Source organism: Lentilactobacillus kisonensis DSM 19906 = JCM 15041, assembly GCF_001434135.1.
Classification (GTDB): domain Bacteria; phylum Bacillota; class Bacilli; order Lactobacillales; family Lactobacillaceae; genus Lentilactobacillus; species Lentilactobacillus kisonensis.
On record NZ_AZEB01000029.1, the window covers coordinates 12,521 to 30,624 of the forward strand.

The 18,104-nt window shown below is 42.9% G+C and carries 14 protein-coding genes; 7 read left to right on the forward strand and 7 right to left on the reverse strand.

The genetic code is table 11. The annotated features are described in order from the left end of the window. Window positions 1-210 precede the first annotated feature (210 nt). A complete protein-coding gene (locus FC98_RS11585) occupies window positions 211-1,101 on the reverse strand; it encodes a phosphate ABC transporter substrate-binding protein PstS family protein (protein WP_008856713.1) in 891 nt (296 codons plus the stop codon). 187 nt (window positions 1,102-1,288) lie between these two features. Between FC98_RS11585 and FC98_RS11590 the strand changes: the two genes are divergently transcribed. Together FC98_RS11590 and FC98_RS11595 are read left to right on the forward strand one after the other, a co-directional pair. Beyond that, a complete protein-coding gene (locus FC98_RS11590) occupies window positions 1,289-1,990 on the forward strand; it encodes a response regulator transcription factor (protein ID WP_235803627.1) in 702 nt (233 codons plus the stop codon). Window positions 1,991-2,439: 449 nt separating this feature from the next. Next, window positions 2,440-3,216, forward strand: a complete 777-nt coding sequence (locus tag FC98_RS11595; protein WP_008856710.1) for an aminoglycoside adenylyltransferase domain-containing protein — start codon at window positions 2,440-2,442, stop codon at window positions 3,214-3,216. Window positions 3,217-3,250: 34 nt separating this feature from the next. Here FC98_RS11595 and FC98_RS11600 read toward each other — a convergent pair whose 3' ends face one another. From FC98_RS11600 to FC98_RS11610, 3 genes are all read right to left on the reverse strand, one after another. Continuing rightward, window positions 3,251-4,006: a hypothetical protein gene (locus FC98_RS11600; RefSeq protein ID WP_008856709.1), complete on the reverse strand. Its 756-nt coding sequence runs from the start codon at window positions 4,004-4,006 to the stop codon at window positions 3,251-3,253. A gap of 424 nt (window positions 4,007-4,430) precedes the next feature. After that, on the reverse strand, window positions 4,431-5,885 hold the full coding sequence (locus FC98_RS11605; RefSeq protein WP_040471475.1) for an NADP-dependent glyceraldehyde-3-phosphate dehydrogenase: 1,455 nt from the start codon (window positions 5,883-5,885) through the stop codon (window positions 4,431-4,433). A 533-nt stretch (window positions 5,886-6,418) separates the two neighbouring features. Beyond that, the gene (locus FC98_RS11610) at window positions 6,419-7,843 is read right to left on the reverse strand and encodes an APC family permease (protein WP_056949604.1); all 1,425 of its coding nucleotides are present in this window, start codon (window positions 7,841-7,843) and stop codon (window positions 6,419-6,421) included. A 357-nt stretch (window positions 7,844-8,200) separates the two neighbouring features. Between FC98_RS11610 and FC98_RS11615 the strand changes: the two genes are divergently transcribed. Beyond that, window positions 8,201-8,575: a hypothetical protein gene (locus FC98_RS11615; protein ID WP_008856706.1), complete on the forward strand. Its 375-nt coding sequence runs from the start codon at window positions 8,201-8,203 to the stop codon at window positions 8,573-8,575. 148 nt (window positions 8,576-8,723) lie between these two features. Here the strand turns inward: FC98_RS11615 and FC98_RS11620 are convergent, their stop codons facing one another. Continuing rightward, complete coding sequence (locus tag FC98_RS11620) at window positions 8,724-8,960, reverse strand: hypothetical protein (RefSeq protein WP_008856705.1); 237 nt, start codon at window positions 8,958-8,960, stop codon at window positions 8,724-8,726. A gap of 563 nt (window positions 8,961-9,523) precedes the next feature. Here FC98_RS11620 and FC98_RS11625 point away from each other — a divergent pair. From FC98_RS11625 to FC98_RS11640, 4 genes are all read left to right on the forward strand, one after another. Continuing rightward, window positions 9,524-11,032 carry a BglG family transcription antiterminator gene (locus FC98_RS11625; RefSeq protein WP_056949605.1) on the forward strand — a complete coding sequence of 503 codons (1,509 nt, stop codon included), beginning with the start codon at window positions 9,524-9,526 and terminating at the stop codon, window positions 11,030-11,032. Further along, window positions 11,025-12,893, forward strand: a complete 1,869-nt coding sequence (locus FC98_RS11630) for a MucBP domain-containing protein (RefSeq protein WP_056949606.1) — start codon at window positions 11,025-11,027, stop codon at window positions 12,891-12,893. Before FC98_RS11625 ends, FC98_RS11630 begins: the two co-directional genes overlap by 8 nt. A 143-nt stretch (window positions 12,894-13,036) precedes the next feature. Beyond that, a complete protein-coding gene (locus FC98_RS11635) occupies window positions 13,037-14,524 on the forward strand; it encodes a glycosyltransferase (RefSeq protein WP_054655769.1) in 1,488 nt (495 codons plus the stop codon). A gap of 152 nt (window positions 14,525-14,676) precedes the next feature. Further along, window positions 14,677-14,910 carry a hypothetical protein gene (locus FC98_RS11640; RefSeq protein WP_008856699.1) on the forward strand — a complete coding sequence of 78 codons (234 nt, stop codon included), beginning with the start codon at window positions 14,677-14,679 and terminating at the stop codon, window positions 14,908-14,910. A 748-nt stretch (window positions 14,911-15,658) separates the two neighbouring features. Here FC98_RS11640 and FC98_RS11650 read toward each other — a convergent pair. Together FC98_RS11650 and FC98_RS11655 are read right to left on the reverse strand one after the other, a co-directional pair. After that, window positions 15,659-16,261 carry a hypothetical protein gene (locus FC98_RS11650; protein ID WP_054655765.1) on the reverse strand — a complete coding sequence of 201 codons (603 nt, stop codon included), beginning with the start codon at window positions 16,259-16,261 and terminating at the stop codon, window positions 15,659-15,661. 59 nt (window positions 16,262-16,320) lie between these two features. Continuing rightward, a complete protein-coding gene (locus FC98_RS11655; RefSeq protein ID WP_056949607.1) occupies window positions 16,321-17,715 on the reverse strand; it encodes a helix-turn-helix domain-containing protein in 1,395 nt (464 codons plus the stop codon). Window positions 17,716-18,104 lie beyond the last annotated feature (389 nt).

Here is an 18,104-nt window from a genome sequence, read left to right on the forward strand (position 1 = left end):
TTTCTGCTTTGCACAGCGGTCCTAAAATTGATTGTGCCTTAGACCAACGAAGGCTAAAGGCATTTGGTTTGCCTTCAGCCTTCGTAGATGAATATTGATTGAAATTGATGCTTTGGATACTAATGTTGGTGTCAATGCACCAGTCCAGGTTAGGACCGCTCGTAAAGCGCAGAGATTTCAGCCCCTCTGTAACCTATCCGACACGTGCTCCTATTTCTGTGATACCGCATTCTGAGCATTCTTACTTACTTTCATATCATGAATACTGATATAGCCAAGCTTCTGTACTAAACTGTCTTGAACTTTGCTTGAGTCCATATAGTTGAGGAACTTCTTCGTTGCAGCGTTTGGTTGACCTTTGGTGTACATATGTTCATATGACCAGATCTTCCATTTATTAGTGGTAACGTTGGCATCAGTTGGCTTAACGTTATTAACTGACAAGGCTTTGATCTTGCTGTTGACGTATGAGAAAGCCAAATAACTGATGGTTCCTGGTGTACTTGAAACGATTTTTTGAACGGTTCCGTTTGAATCTTGTTCTTGGGCTTTAACTGCTTTGGCACCTTCAAGAACAGCTGATTCAAAGGTTGCTCGCGTACCTGAACCCTGCGCTCGGTTGACAACGGTGATCTTTTCGTTCTTGCCACCAACTTGTTTCCAGTTCGTATACTTACCGGTAAAGATCCCTTTCAGCTGCGCCATGGTTAGGTTGCTGACACTGACATCCTTGTTAACCACTGGGGTCATCCCAACAACGGCAACTTGGTGATCAACTAACTTGTTCGCCTTGATGCCATCTTGTTGCTGCGCGAAGATATCCGAGTTACCAATTTGGACAGCGCCGGCTTGAACTTGACTAAGACCAGTTCCAGAACCACCGCCTTGAACAGAAATGTTAACTTTACTGTTATCCTTTTGATAATCACTAGCAGCCTGTTCAACTAATGGCTGAAGGGCAGTTGAACCAACCGCTGTAATCTTAACGTTTGAATCCGCAGTTGACTTCTTAGATTTTGAACTGCTTGACCCACATCCAGCAAGTAATACTCCCACTGCTGCGACCGCAACTATTGTTGAAAAAAAGGATCTTTTTTTCATGATCGTGTTTCCTCCTATATGAATCCCAAGTTTTTTTAGTACTCATTTAAGTACATTGTTAATATACCAACATCATGTAAATATCGAGTTTCGTTTATGTAAAAGTAACGTAAAAGTCCCCGATTCCTGACAAAAGTATGGCATAACTTAAGATGTAAACTATTTCAATAAAATGGAGGAAGACCAGATGCCACTGGAAATTCTATTAATCAGCCAAGATTTACAGCTCGCCAACAAACTTGAAAAGTCACTGATCGCCTTAAACATTAATACCCGAGTTTCATTTGAACCATTGGATCACCTACTACAGCAGGTTTCCGGGGTTATCTGGGATCTAAACAGCGTAATCCTACCGCAAAACCCATCCGAAATGCAGATCTTGAGGAGTCAAATTACTGGCCCAATCTTATTATTAACGAGTAAACCACAACCTGAGCGTACCGTTTGTTCCTATTTTATTGACTATCATTTTGACGATTACCTGTACAAAGCCTCAATGAAAGAAGTGACTGCCCGAATTGTTCAACGTCTGTGGGTCTATCAAAATCGCAATCGCCTGCAAATGAAACGGCAGGGGGGAGCCGATAATCACTTACAGGTGGGGCCATTAAAAATTGATTTGGATAAATTCCAGGTTATCAACGGCTCCAAGAACCTCAATTTAAGTCCAATTGAATATAAATTGTTATTATTCTTTATCAGTAACGCCGACACGGTATTAAGCAGGACTCAAATTGCCTCGGCAGTTTGGGGAAATACCACAGGCGCAACGTTAAGAATTATCGATACCCACATTAGTAACTTAAGAAAGAAAATTGAGGAAAACCCCAAGAAACCAGAGATGTTGACGACGATTAGGGGATTTGGATACTTATTTAAAAGAGTTTGAAGAAAAACAGTTTATCGCGGTCACAAAACAAGCCCGGAGCTAAAATTCTAACTTGAATTTTATTTCCGGGCTTGTTTTGTTTGAGCGTCAATTGTATCTGAATACGTTTATTCTATAAAGGCGGAATATATCTCATCACAACATCTCAAACTGAAAATAGATGAAATCCCATAATTTAACGGAAAAGTACAACCATTCGCTCTGTTTTAGAATGATTGCATTTCTTGTTACACTCTGTAATCCTCTGTCTGTCAAGATTTTATCAATGTTATAAAAATGGTGATCAATGTCCGCCGCTTTAAATAATTAAATCATGATAATTTCTTTATTTATCTAAAAATTGTATTTGATTACTCGTCACTCAGATGCCTAATTCCCTATTTTAAACAATATTTCCAGTCCATTTATCGTATATTATATATGTGAACTACTCAAAGGAGGCTCCCACAATGGCCCAAACCAGTCAGCTACTCGAACGATTGAAAAAAGAATACACCAGAATCCTCAAAGATAACATGGTTGGCATCTACCTCCACGGATCTTACGTCATGGGTTCTTACAACGAAGAAGTCAGTGATTTGGACTACATTGTCGTTGTTAAGGAGCCGCTTAACTTCAATGACAAAAAACGACTAATGAACGTCACCATCAAAAAACTATGGCCCCTTTCCCCGCGAAAGGGATTAGAATTTCATGTGCTTCTATTAGCCGACACAACCCACTTTACCGATCCATTGCCGTTTGACTTCCACTTTTCTGAAACACATCTTTCCGAGTATGCATTTAATCCCGACAAATATATTAAGACAATGCACGGAAAAGATCCCGACTTAGCAGCTCATATCACCATTCTCAACCACTATGGTCAAGAATTAATCGGCAAACCCATCGAAGAGGTATTTAGCGACGTCCCTTCAGCAGACTATTGGCACAGTATTACTGCAGATGTTAACGATGCTAATCAGGAAATTTTGATTCACCCCATGTATATTGTTCTCAACCTTTGCCGAGTTTTAGCATACAAGCAAGATCATCTCACCGTGTCTAAATTAGCCGGTGGAGAATGGGGATTAAAGTGCCTCCCAGAAAAATATCACTTTATTATCCAAGCCGCCTTAGCAAGGTATACTTTAGCCAGCTCAAAGGATCCATTTAACAGTATCAGCGCCGCTCAGCTAGATCAATTCGCATTTTTGATGTTACAGAAAATAGGCCCCGCTCACTAAAACTAGCGAGATAAGCCTAATTCTGATCATTCTCCTAAGCCATCAACTTCAAGCACGTTTGAACAAAGTTTTCCCCAAACGTCACCACTAATAATCGTTGCCAATCGGTTGGCACTTCCTGCTCTCTCAACATCGGTTGAAGCCATTGATTAGTTGGTAATAGTTTCATCAATGAATGCTTTGTAAATTGTGAAAACAACAAATTTCTTCCATAGAAAGTGGCTAATCGCTGTTGAAAATCGGACACCATCACGGGTATTAACAGATTGTTGGCATTGTTTCGATCACCTAAATAGAGTTGAGCAGCCAAGAAATCAGTCTTCAGATCAAACGGAACCGCTTTATGGGCCGCCGCTAGTACTGGATCCATCCGGATAAACCAGATTAACTTGTGTTGCTCTAATGTCTGTAATAAATATAGTAATGCCAGATCTAATTTGGTTAGCTGAAACTGATTAGTGATGAGTGCACCAGCTGTCAAACCAATTTGGATCGCACGAGTCAATTCACCAAAATCCCCGGGATCCTTCCAAAGAACTTCAATCTGCTGAGCGTGCTGTAGCCACAATTCGTGAGTAGCTACTCGCAATGTAATCCAGCTTGGTATCCCTCCATTATCATCAACCATTCTTAGTAGCCAATACGAGCTTGCTGTGGAACGAGCATAGTTGCTTGAAACCAATTTTAGATTACCTGGTAACGCATCCCTGACCGTTTGCCATAATCGTTGCCGATATTTTGCTTTCGTTGTAAATTGATATATGCCATTATTTGGCCGTAACTTAGCCATCAATCGTCCCTCTCACCATCGCACTTTACAATCGATTGTAGCACGCGCTACTGAGAAAAGGTAAGAAAGTGGTCAGACACGATATCGTTTTTCCCCTAAGCTTTAGGTTAAAAACTTACATTCAGAGATACTGATGATCATTTCATTTAATCTAGCAATTCTGATTTAACCGACTTTTTGATACTTAGATTAGCCAAGAAGAGTATCATTCCAATTTCAACCTGAGGGATAGTTTCACCTAATCAGGAAATAATAATTGGCTCAACCGCTAATTTACCGAGAAATCTATACAATAATAACAAAAAAAGAAACCACAATCCGTTGCAACTCGTAATTTACTTATCAGTCAATTACGTGCTACCATTGTGGTTTCTCTGTATGTTTCACATGGAACATCAATCTATCTCTATGTGGTCACTTTGTTTTATGGCTTCAAATTAATAACCGTTAATTTCTCCCGTGACATTGAAAGAATACTGTTATGAACACCTTGAGTCCCCATTCCAGAGGCTTTTACACCTAAGAATGGGAAGTTATCAGGTCCCCGTTGTGGTCGGCCGTTGACTTGAACGGTTCCAACTTCAACGGCTCCGGCAATTTCTAGTGCCTTGTCAATATCTTGAGTGAAGACACTGGCTTGCAACCCAAAGCGGGATTTGTTGGCAATTTCAACAGCTTGATCAACTGAATGAACCCGGATGATTGGCAATACCGGGCCAAATGGCTCAACCCAAGCGATGTCCATATCCTCAGTAACGTTGTCCAACAAGGTTGGCTGGAGTAAATTGCCATCGCGCTTATTACCAGTTACCAGGGTTGCCCCCTTCGCCAGCGCATCGTCAATCAATCCTTGAACGAAGTTGGCCGCCTTATCATCAATTAAAGGCACAATTGTGCTGTCATTGACTGGTGAACCAACGGACAAGTTTTCAACCTGTGTCTTCAGCCTAGCCACCAATTTGTCGGCAACTTTATCAGCTACCAGCACCCGTTTAACAGCTGTGCACCGTTGGCCGGAATATGAATAAGCTCCCTTGATAATATTGTTGGCAGTGATGTTTAGGTCAGCGTCTTCACAGACAATTGCCGGATCCTTGCCACCAAGTTCCAAAACCAAGGGCGTCATGATCGACTTCTGGGATAAATGCTCACCAGTTTTCGTACTGCCTGTGAAACTGATCATGTTAATATCAGGATTTTCGGTTAAGTAATCACCAATTTCTGATCCATGGCCGGTTACCAGACTCAAAATTCCCTTAGGAAAGCCTGCTCGATCGAGTGCTTGGATCATCTTAATACCACTAATCGACCCCTGAGTCGCGGGCTTGAAAATAACCGCGTTGCCGGCCATTAAGGCGGGGGCAATCTTTGAAGCAGCTAAATTAACCGGGTAATTGAATGGCGAGATGGCGAGAACAACGCCTAATGGCACTCTTTCGATGATTCCTAATTTATCTTTGGAACCACCAGGAAAGCCATCCCCACGGACACTTTCACCATGCATATGCAAGGCTTCCTGCACCGTATAACGAATCAAATCAATTGTTCGTTGCACTTCGCCTTCAGCGCTATTGAAGTTTTTACCAACTTCATTCATTACTGAGGTTGCAATATCATCCTTCGTCTTTTCAAGTTCATCTGCCCAGCGATTGAGATACTGGCCACGGTCACCTAATGAAAGCTTTGCCCAAGAATGCTGAGCAGCCTTGGCAGCTTCGATACTCTCATCAACTTCTGACTGAGTGACGGCTTGTACGTTACCAATCACCTCGTGCTTCCAAGGCGATTTAATTGCAATCGTTTCCTGAGAATTACTTGCTTGCCATTCACCAGTGAGGTAAGCCGGATAAGTTTTAACTTCATTTTTGATACTATCCAAGATCAAATTCTCCTCTCCGTCATTCAAATATAATGAAAGCCAAACTCACTTCTCTACTCCAAAATTATGAAAGTGAATTAAGTTCATTGGAATAAATTTTACAATATATTTTCATCAACTTCCAATAATTTTCATTGTAATTTTTTGTGATATCGGTTACAAAGGCATCGGAATAGGCAACTTTAATTTTGACAAATCCTTTGTTATTATCAATTTAAGGTAAGTGATCTTAATATCAACCTAATCAATCTAGGTTAATTGATGACTGCCAGTTTTGGAGATAGCTTTCCGGATTGTTGAAAATCAGCAGTAGCTTTTATTAACTTATTTTCAATTAATGCGACATTACTCCCTATAAAAAACATAACGCCTCCGTAAAGAACTAGATAAAAACGCCAGAGATACGTTTCAGCAAGGTCCTCACTGATGCGTTAAGAAAACAATTAACACACTAATAATGAAAACAATCCCAAATTCAACGATCAAATCATCGTTAAATTTGGGATTGTTTTTATTATCAATTGACATCAGAATTACCTTCGATCATCAATCTTCTCATCAATGATTGATTCAAAGCTGCTGCCTAAGAAATCACTGGAAACCGTCTTGTCTTTTCGTTTAATCAGATAACTCCCCAGGCCAAAGACGGCCCAGATCGCTAAAATAATGTATTCTGCTGGCCATACCAAGGAAACCGGAGTCCCTGGAACCAGGGTCAGTAGGGCAACCGCTAAGGCAATAATACCGCCAGCAGTTGGCGCGACTAAGTGGTTATTACGAAAACCACCCTTTAGCGTTGGATATTTCCGGCGAATTTTCAATAAGCAAAACGTGCTAAACGACCAGGCTAACGCAATTAGGAAGCCACCCATATCAAGAAAATATACCAAGGCACCTTTACCTAACCAGCCTAATCCTAACACCAGTGCCAATACTAACCATAGGGCATTAGTAGGGGTTCCATATTTGGGGTGAACTTTCGCAAACGCCTTTGGTAAAATATTACCACGAGCCAAAGAGAAAATTAACCGCGGAGCCGCCGCAAACAGTGACAGAAAACTGGTAGCTAATCCCAGAAATGAGATCATGTAAGCAAAAATACTCAGAATTGGAAAACCAGCCGCCTTAAACGCATCAATCGTCCCCATCTGCATGGTTGCCGTTTTCTCCCATGGATATACCCAGGCGGACGACAATAGAACCGAACAGTAATAAACGGCCGCAATCACAATCGACAGCACCACAACTAGCCCAATTCGCTTGCGAGGAATGTTGGTTTCTTCAGCCATCACCGCCACCGATTCCCAACCAGTTAAGAAGGTCATCGCTGGTAAAATAAAGCGAAAGACAGACGATACTTTGTTTTGGTCGCTTGAGAACGCTGGCAAGAAATTGCTGGCATTTCCACGAACAAACCCCACCACCACAAGTGACAGGCCTAACAGTACTAGTAACACAAACAGAATGATCTGAACATGGCCGGTTAGTCGCGCCCCCAAATAGTTCACTAAGAAAATGAGCAGCGTGAAACTAACCCCAATTGCCAATTCCGTTAAATGCACCCGCACGCCAGCAAACGTATAGTACGGCCCAATAGCGATCTGGGGAAAAATCGTCGAAATTAACAGACTTGACGCGGTCACGAAGAATGCCAAAATACTCAAATACGCGCCCAATAGTGCCCAGCCAGCGAATAACGCCCCTTTCTTACCAAACGCAGCGTACCCATACACTACCTCACCGCCAGACCGCGAAAAAATTGTCGATAATTCTGCAAAGGACAGTGACACCAATACCGCTAAGGCTGAAGCTACCAACAAGCCAAAGATTTCACCACCCGCACCGTATACTTTAAAGAATTGACTGTTCGTATAAATCCAACTACTACCAATCACCCCACCGGCACCAAGTGAGACCAATCCGAAAAAACTAATATTGCGTTTCAAAGATCCATCCATAATAAGGCCTCCATGAAAATTCAACCAATAAATAACATACCAATATTGTACCGCTATTTTACCAGAGGACTTTGGCTAGTAAAAGCAGCTGCACCGCCCATTACTGATCATTATTCTAGTCTTGATCTCGTTTCAAGGCTATTATAGGGGTGAAAAACAAAGTGATAGCCAGTTTTAAGCTAGATTCGACTTCTAACCACTTATTCTACTCACTATTTAGGACAGCTCTTCCAAGCAGAAGTCTGCACATAAGCACCACTAACAAAAATCCCAGAATCGGGGATTTCTGTTAGTGGAGACTTATGCTCCGACTTCTAAGCGCTTGGATCCGCTCACTTGCTTTGAGAAGGTATTAACATGAATAACAAATTAATGATTACACTAGGTGTTTCAACGTTATTATTTAGCTCAATGGGGCTTTTCACTCAGCCAGCTTCTGCCAGCACAACCACCAAAATTAAAGTTCATAATTACAAACAAGCTGAGCAATTAGTTACTCACAAATTTGGGCATCATATTAACGGCCGCTACTACGTTTGGACCGCAATGGGCTATGGCTTCCCTGGCCACACTCATTATCTGTTTCGCTACCATGACCACCGTGTTTATTGGATCCGCGGTGTCGACTACTACGCCCAAAAGCAGGTCCACGTTGGGACTTACTGGGGCCACGATTACTTTGTATATCAAACTGGCCGGATCATTAAACGACCGGGTGGCGGGGTTTATTAGGATTTATCCTGGGCAACCGTGCTGAAATGTGCTCCGAAAAGCTGACGCTTAATGTATAAGGAGACCCCCACTCAAAATCCCCAAAACCAGGATTTTTAAGTGGGGGTCTCCTTATACAAACGCGTCAAAGCGCTTTTCTCCGCACTCTCTACTCATTTACAAACTTATCATTATGCATCGAAACATTTGGCCGCCATTTTTTGCCTATCGGTTCCCATTGAAAGTTAGAACGTACTTTGACCTGACGATTCTTTTTATCTACTTCCGTTATGAGAATCAGTCGATGATCAAATACACTTCTTGTTCGCTGATATGTTGGTGTCTCTTCTAGTATTTCCGTCTTTTTTCGGGTGAAGCCACCCAAGTCAATTAAATCATAATCCATGTAATCCCCTCCAACTTAAATCACGTCTCAATTATATCAAAGGCCCAGAATAACACTAACTTCTTAGATCACACCCCTTTAATTAGAAATTGTTAATCCAAATCATAATTTCTATTCGACCTACCAATATACTTAATATCCTAGGTAGCTTCCAATCACCCCATCATCTGGGTCATCTCGGACTTTCTGGTAATTTACTAATCACAACTAACCAAATTAAGGACCAACTGAGCCACCTTAAAATAGCCACTCATCACCATAATTTACTGATAATCTGCCAAAACGGAAATTCCTATTCTTTTACTAAAGCCGTAAAAATCGCGGAAAATGATAATAACTTTTTTATTATAAAATTACGTCTATCCCTACTGCTCCAACTAATTAGCTAATACCGGTGATTATTTGACGCTCATTTAAAAATAGGTGATACTATTAATTAATAGTGTACATATTTATTGGTGTATATATATATTTACGCACAACACCACTTAAATTAACCATAATCAATTATCACTTTCATCTTTCGAAGCACTAACTTCCAGAAAGTGAGGGAGGGGGCCCTTATGGATTACACATTATTCTTCGAAAAAAACGACCAGTTGGCCTTTTTGTTGCTGCAGCGATTTTTTGTCAAACGCAACACCATCGTAACCGCATCCTCAATTTTTGATACCTTGCCAATTTCCGAGTACAAATTATCTCAGCTACTAATATCAATTAATAGCGACCTCGCGACCATTCAATGTGGTAAGGATTCTAGCATTTCCATGCCAGAAAAAAACATTTTGAAGGGGCATAACATCACAACAACCGTCATGAATGAAATCCGATTACTTTACTTAAAAAGATCGGTTCTTTTTGCGTTGTTTAACTACCAATTTCTACAATTCAAAACATTATCCAAAGAAACTTTTATGAAGCAAAATTTCATCAGCAAAACCAAGTTTTATGCTTCCGGTGTTGAACTGCGAAAAATTTTAAACGAATCTGATTTTTACCATTCATCAAACATCATCAACGACTCTGAATACATCCTCAGACTCCACATCTTTGAGTTTTTCTACTCAGCTTTTAACGGGATTGATAGCCCGTTTCCCGATATGAACATCCCTATCAATAACTTAATCATCCGAATTCAGGCTCAGTTTTCCTTTCTCATCAAGCCAGTCCAAAAAAGCAAGCTGGAAATTTTTCTAAAAATCTGGATTTTGCGAATGATTAACGGCAACTTCATCACTAATCAGCTGATTTCTGCAGATAACCTCTCTTTTGAAGTCCATGAGAAACTGACTAGTATTCAGTCGTTTATTAAAGAACACTTTCACGTCAATCTTAATGATGGTGAAATGAACTACCTGTATACCTTTCTACTAACGCAGGAATACACCCACGGTATTCAACAAGTCCTTACCCAAACGGATTACCCACTTGCCTACAAACTGACCGACGACCTGATCAACGAAGTTAAAGATCAAGGCGCCTTAAGCGACCCGCAACGATTTGATCCAGAAAAACTATTCGTTTCGCTAACGGCTATTCATCTACGTTTTATCACCCTCTACATAGAGCCGACCACCTTTATTTCCCTTGACCAGATAGACTTTTTCAAACAGACCTACCCAATTTTCCACGTTATCATTAACCGGTTTATTGAACACATCAAAGATCAAAAAATTATGAAGCTCAATAAACGGGAGTCTGCTAATTTATATTTTGATTATATGTTTGCCTTCATTAACGCTATTCCAAAGGAGTTGCTGTTAGACAAAGTCCATATCTGTGTCGACTTTTCCCAGGGTACTTTATATAACAACTACATCATTAAAACCCTGAATGGTTTCGCAAACGCCAACATTGTGATTGAATCAAACATTTCTCGGGCAACCGATATTTATTTGTCGGACTTCTTTTCTACCGCCGTCAAAAAGTCCCAGACAATTTGGCGAAATCCACCTTCCCCAGATGATTGGGGCGCGCTTGGTGATAATATTGTCCGCCTCAAACAGGCTAAAGTAAGAAAATTGATTGACGATATTTCACCACTATCCAGAAAGGAACCTGACCATGCCTGAACACCAAATCCGATCCTATCAAAAGGTGATTGGCCTGTCGATTATTCCCCTTTTCTGGGGACTATTGTCAACTGCGTCAATAAGGGTCTCAGCAGATGAGTTTCCAACAACTTCAAACACCGATCAGCAATCACCCACTAAAACGTCAGCTAACGCCAATTCTCAAAGTGCGCCAGCCTATTCGATTTCACCAGCCCAAAGCGGTGGTTATGGTGCATCGGCTTCAACAGCGGCCGCACCAGCAGCTTCAGCGGCAACTGAACCGGATCCTTATCCAGCCGCCGACACAGAAGTAACTAGTGGCAACGGTAAGCAAGCCCACTCTGATAATGACGCTGCCCAAGATGTTGATAGCAGCACCCAAAGTAACAACAACCCTAATGACCGCAGTGACCCTAATAATAACGCCAACCGCACAGATCAGGAGCCGCCAGCTGCTCAGCCTTCTGATTCAACAACGGTAACCGAAGAATCAGCTGCCGTCGCCGATAACCAGACTCACGATCAGTCAGATTTAACTCCGTCAACCGCAGCAGTGGCTTCAGGCCAATCAGAAAATGACGCATCCCTGACTGCTGAAACGCTGGCGGCTAACGCTACTGATAATTCAAGCAATCAATTTACTAATCCAAGCGAAAATAACGTTGCTGAGACGCCAACTCAAACACAATTAGCTTCATTTCGGGCGTTGGTTAATCAATACCTAACCACTTATAACAATGCGAATCAGACAACGTATCAATTACTGCCAGCCAGCTCAACGGCAGTCGACCTCGAAGCTGATCTTTTCGACCCTCAGATGACAAACGACCAGCAAGCGATTCTTAGTGGCCTCACCAGGCTGCTTGACAACTTTATCGCTGATAACCGGCTTAATTTGTTGAAAACCTACCGGGGTGCGGGCACTAACCTGACCTTTGACCTTACCACGGGGAATAATACCCATCTCACCATTGGCAAAACGCTGGTTCTCCCCATCTATGTCGTTAAAACTGACGAAACTGGCAATCCAATTGGCCCAACGGTACCGGTGAGCAACGCCGCCAATACCGGCTTAAGGTATGGTGGCAGTTGGTCAACATCACCAAGTGACATTAACGGCTACCGCTTGGTTCAAACACCAGCAAACGCGAGCGGTACCTGGAACGATACGTTTGACTATGGCCTACTGAATAATCAGGGTGAGTTGATCCTGAAGTACGTCTATAAAAAAGTGCCGGTCATCGTTCCACCCGAACCCACACCAACACCCGCACCAACACCGGCGCCTGCAAGTGACCAGGCCGAAACGATACAACCAGCGATGGTTGAACCCGCTCCATTAACCCCGGTCGCCTCAGTTGAGCCCACAGTCCCGCAGCCAAGCGGGCCAGTGATGCAAATCAGCCTACCTAGCGCCCCATTAACAGACCAAATTCAACCCACCGGCTCACAAAAAATTGTTAAGCCGGGGCCGTTCACCTTAGCAACGACACCGAAACCAGTGCTAGCCAGCGGCCACTTTACGGCCAGGCCGACAGCTTATCATTACTCGGTTACCCGGAAAGTCTCCAAACAGCCCACGCCCACTCAACCGACCACCGCGCCGACTACCACGCCAACGGTTCAACCAGTGACGATTCCAAGTAAGCTCACTCCTATCCAACGATTATCACTGAATTTCGAAATGGCCAACCAGAAAAAGCAGCCAAAGGATCAACTGGCTACTCCCGTCATTACCACGAATCACCAGATGACCAAGCATCCAAGCGGCGGGCCAATCCACACTCAATTAGGGCTTTACTTCGCAACTTTAAGCGGCACCATCAATTTCGGCACCACCGCAAACGAAGAAGCTCATTTAGATAACCCATTTATTTGATAGGACAGCTGCGCAAAGCAGAAATCTCCATGTAAGCACCTTGGAGAGAAATTCTAGAACCGAGAATTTCCCTCCAAGGAGACTTACAGGCCGGTTTCTAACCGCTTTGCTCCGCTCACTTTTAAAATCAGCTGGAGTGACTCATGACCCATTACTTTATAACTTCACAACTTGATAATGATACTTCCGCAATTGAACTTGCTGAAATAAAGCGGCTGCACCTATTTGATGACTTGGAGCAGCCGGCTTTTATTGTGACCAGAAACGATAGCCACCACGCCACCCGAACCTGGGCTGACTTAGGGGTTGCTAACCGAGTGATTAACCTATTTCGTTATTTTCAGGGGGTTGGCAATCGACCACAACCAGCTCCTGATACGGCAACGGTTATCAAGCAATTATCGACCATCCAGATTGACCATAACCTGGGTCTCGTTGATGGCAAGCCCCGGATCAAAGTGATTCAAACCAATGACCAAATTGACTATGTTGACTACTGCGACCAGTGGGGCTTCACGGACCGGCGGGATTTTTACGAAGACAATCACCTGTCATACTCAGAATACTTTGACGATAGTGGCAGGTTAAACACCCGTGTGTATTATGATCTGTCTGCCCACGTCGTGATGATCTTTCGCTACCACGGGGGGCCAGATAACCAGCCGATATTGAGCCTCATCATGTTAACGCACAACCACCGCCACTTGCAGTTTGATGACATCGATCACTTAATGGCGTACTTTTTGGATTGTTTGGCAGCGAAAGACCCTGACCCCCGGTTTTACTGTGACCGCGAAGACATTGCCGTTATCCCGTTCCAACTGATGGCTCAACCTGCCAAGCATTACGTTATCTTACATTCGACATTTACCCAGACCGCTAAGCGAGACGGCGCCTTTTATCCCTATATTGAAATGGTGGCGAAAATGTCGGATCGGTTAACTGGAATCATTTCGTCAACCACCGCTGAAGCAGTTGATGTACAAGCAAGGATCCCAGACATTCCCAGTTACACGGTCCCAGTGAGTTACCTACCAGACGCCCAATTTGCAAAAACCATTGACTTTAATAACCGCCGACCAGGGCAGTTGATCGCCGTGGCCCGGGTCACAAAAATGAAACAGTTAGACCATATCATTAACATCACGCTTCAGTTACACCAACAGTTACCATTTGTTGATCTGAAAATTTATGGTTACGAGGACTCGACCAGCGACCCGAAAACGGTGGGCCATCTTCACCAGTTGATCACTGATAACCAGGCTGAATCATATATTCATTTCTGTGGCTACGTAAAAGACTTGACGCCAGTATATAAACAAGCCGATCTATTAGCGTTAACCAGCCAGTTTGAAGGTTTCTCCATGGCGGTATTAGAGGCATTGGGCCATGGCTGCCCAGTAGTTAGTTATGATATTAACTACGGCCCGGGCGAAATGATCCAAAATGGCGTTAACGGCCAATTAATCACCCCGGATGATGAGCAGGCAATGTATGCCATCATCAAGCAATTACTGCTAGACCAGGATCGGCTGCGCACCTATAGTCAGCAAACGTTGATTCCAATGAAACGCTTTTCGGCAACTGCGGTGGCTAGTGATTGGCTGAAGGTGATTAATGATGGAGGTTAATTGGCCAGTCCTCCTAAACGTTTCAAAATGGACCGTTCAGTCTTGGAAACAGGGTACCAAATCCAACGGGGGTTTGCAGTTTGATTACTTCCATTACTACTTGCTACAGAAAAACATATGAAGCTATCCACAAAATTACGGGGGACAACATCATGATTGATTTACAAACCGATGCTAACGAACTCACTATTATGGGCGTTAAGTTTAAAAATCGCGAAGACTATCAGGCAACATTAAGTTCAATTGCTAGTAATATGTATGAAGGCTACGTTCCCACAAAATCAGATATCGGGATGCTTGTTAGAAATAGCAACAAGCCATTATCTACTGACGAGGCTATTGCATATGTCAAAAACAAACATGCTAAAATAAGTTCTCATGGATAACAACACTAAATGGCAGATGTACCTACAACCCAACGGAACGTTGAAAAATTTACTGGGTATCACGGACGCCAATGAGTTGCAAGAGATTGAATATCTCTTAACGATAAATCACAGGATTAATTTTTGCGTTCCCTCCTGCGTTCCTTCTTTCGTTCCCCCCTTTATTCACTGTGGTAGCAATCCTCTCACAATTACCTAACCACGAGAAAACGTACTTATCTATCAGCAAAATTCCCGGGTAATAACATAAATAAGCCATTATTCTTACGCCAATTAATCCTTTCGTCCCAGCTACAAATAAGGATCTTTACCACTCTAAAATAAGTAATTTTAGTAGCCGATGCTAAAATTTAGGTATAGAAAAAGAGCCCTAACGGCATAGGGCTCTAATGTAGAACCATTAAAGACAGTGACATCGTTTAAAACAGTCAACCATTCCAAACTCGTCAAAGTTAGTGGAATGGTCTTTATTTTTTTGTGCTCCCTGTATTTTTGCCACGCAATCATTAGTTTAGCAACCGCATTTAGCAGTGTCGAAACTGCCAGAATCAATGCCGTCAATCCACTAACGATTACAATGACTGATCCAAGCTCTCAAGAATTATCCATTGGAAATCTTAATTATTCTGCAACCTCAAAACAACCTCACTCCAATAGCTGGAATGAGGTTGTTTTCTCTATCAAATTCTAAAAAACTACCGGAACGAGTCTAAAAGGAGACACGACCTATTTTAAAATATGTCGTATCCTATTTGACCAACCGATCCGTCAAAATTCGGCCGTCCTGAGCCGCTAATAATGTTTTTGAGCCAGACTTCAAGATCAACGTATAATCATCCTGCTTCAAAGATTTCGTTACCACCTTTGAAGCGGCATTCATGTTCTGTCGGATGGTCCGCAGGGCTTTTTTATTTTGCTTGGGGTGATTGCCAATAATGGCCAGTGCCTTCTGATAAGCAGGCTTCTTTGCCTGAATCACATACTGTTTCTTGGCGGCCGCGAAGCTAACCGGACCAACGGTATCTCGATAAGTTTCACGGAGTTGTTTTAACACCCACTTTTCTTTTAAGCCCTGCTTTTGTTCGGCAGTCTGCTGCTTAGCCCGTTCACTGAAATAGGTTCTACCTTTCAGCTTACTAGCTGGTTTGACTACCTTACTTTGGGCAGCCTGTGGCCGATTATTTTGAGCATGAACCTCATAAACAACGCTAACAATCAAACAACCCGCAGCAACAATCGTCCAAAAAGCCATGAGTCCAACTGCCCCTTCACGACGAAATGCCCAAATCCACGCGCCAATTCCGATCAGGGTTAAAATTGCTAAAAGGCCAATAATTACTTGAATAATCAATACTAAGTCCCTCCCTGAATTCATTTGGAGATCCAATTACAGACCGCCGTTGACGGCAGCTACTTCGCTATAGGTACTCTATTAACGGATGCAGCCGGCCAGACAACCCCTTGCAGCCAACGACTAATCTTTTGAATTAGCAGCTGGACGTTATTTTCAATGCTTAACCACGGCAGCCAGTAATACTGATTTTCCGTGGGTGTTTGCGGGCTAGTGACAATTTGAAATAGCGGCGTGGTGACTTCCGCAGAAATCGGTACCTGCCGCAACCGCCAGTCAATCCGCATGAACCGGGTCATTAAGCGTTGCCGTAAAATGCCTACCGTATAGTCATCAAAGTGGATTGGGTAGCTCACTTCTACGTGCTTGTGTGAAACAAATGGCGCTAAGTAACGGCTTAACACCTCGACAATTAAATCGGTAAACCGGGTCAGTTCTGGGATGTCCTTTGCTAAAACGGTAATAGTGCGGGCCAATCCCGGAATCTCCTTAACATCATCCGGTTCCGCTAACTGAATTGCCGGCTGTTTCAATAGGATCGCAAACTGAATGGCTTCCATCAAATATTCATCTAGTTCTTCAAAGTAAAGTGGCGAGCGATAAACCTGCATCCGAGTAATCACAGTCTTAACAACTAGCTGGATCAGATAGGGTAAGACTGCCCGCTCCTTTGACCGCACCAGCTTGGTAACGTGAGTATCCACAAAATAAGGGCTATACGTCACCATATACTGAAGCCAGTAAATTTCAGCTAAATTGAACTTAATGTTTTGCGATTTGGCCGGTAAGCTGGTAAAGCGCATCAATTCATTGCGTTTTGATCTGGGTAACGTTTGGGATTCTTGGGTTAAGTACCGATACTTTGCCAGCCGGACAGCGGTGACCTGCAAGAACCGCTCAATAGCTGGTGATTTTTTGACCTTTGATGGGAGTGATCGGCTCAATGCTTTAAAATAGGCGGTCTCTGCCGCTGATAACCGTAAATTTTGGTTTCCCAATTCACACAGTTGCCAGCCAAATACCCGAATTAAGCGCTCATCCCCTTGTAGCTCATTGTCTCGGGGATTATAAGTAATGTTATGGTCGGCTAACCAGTCAACGATTGGATGCAACCGAGAGAGAATGGTCGCACTGCTAACCGACATCAAGGGCTTCGGTTGCTCCCTCACAGCGGCAATTAAGCACTGGTAGGCCACTGAATTGCGGACCAGGGATTGGGTTAACGCTTGATCGATCCAATCACACTGATCGACTAAGGTTTGCTTAGTGATTTTAACGCCTGTAATTGCTTGATAACTTGCAATGAGCCGACGATAAACTTGTTGGGTCGAAACGTATGGCCACTTCAGCATTTTAGACAATTCGGTAAATTCAACGCGACGCTTCAACCGAATCGCGTCCAGTAAGGTTAATTGCCGACTTTCAGGGTTAGTTAGCAGCATATCAATAAACACACCAGTTCATCTTCTTTCTAGTGAGCGGAGCAAAGTGGTTAGAAGCTGGAGCCTAAGTTATCTCGACCAGAAATCCTGGGTTTGGATTTTTGGTTGAGATGACTTAGGTGCAAGCTTCTGCTTTGTGGAGCTGTCCTAAGTATAGTGGAGAGAAACAAAACCATAAGTCCTCTCTAACACAAATTATGTACAGTAGGACCAAGACAAGTCGGATTTGTCCCAGCCCTACAAATAGTGAGCGGAGTCAGGCGCTTAGAAACTGGAATATAAGTCTCCTTGGACAGAAATCCCTGGGTTTGGGATTTTTGACCAAGGTGCTTATATGGAATTTTCTGCCTGACGCAGCTGTCCTACATTTCACTTCACCTGATTTATTCACAAAGATATGC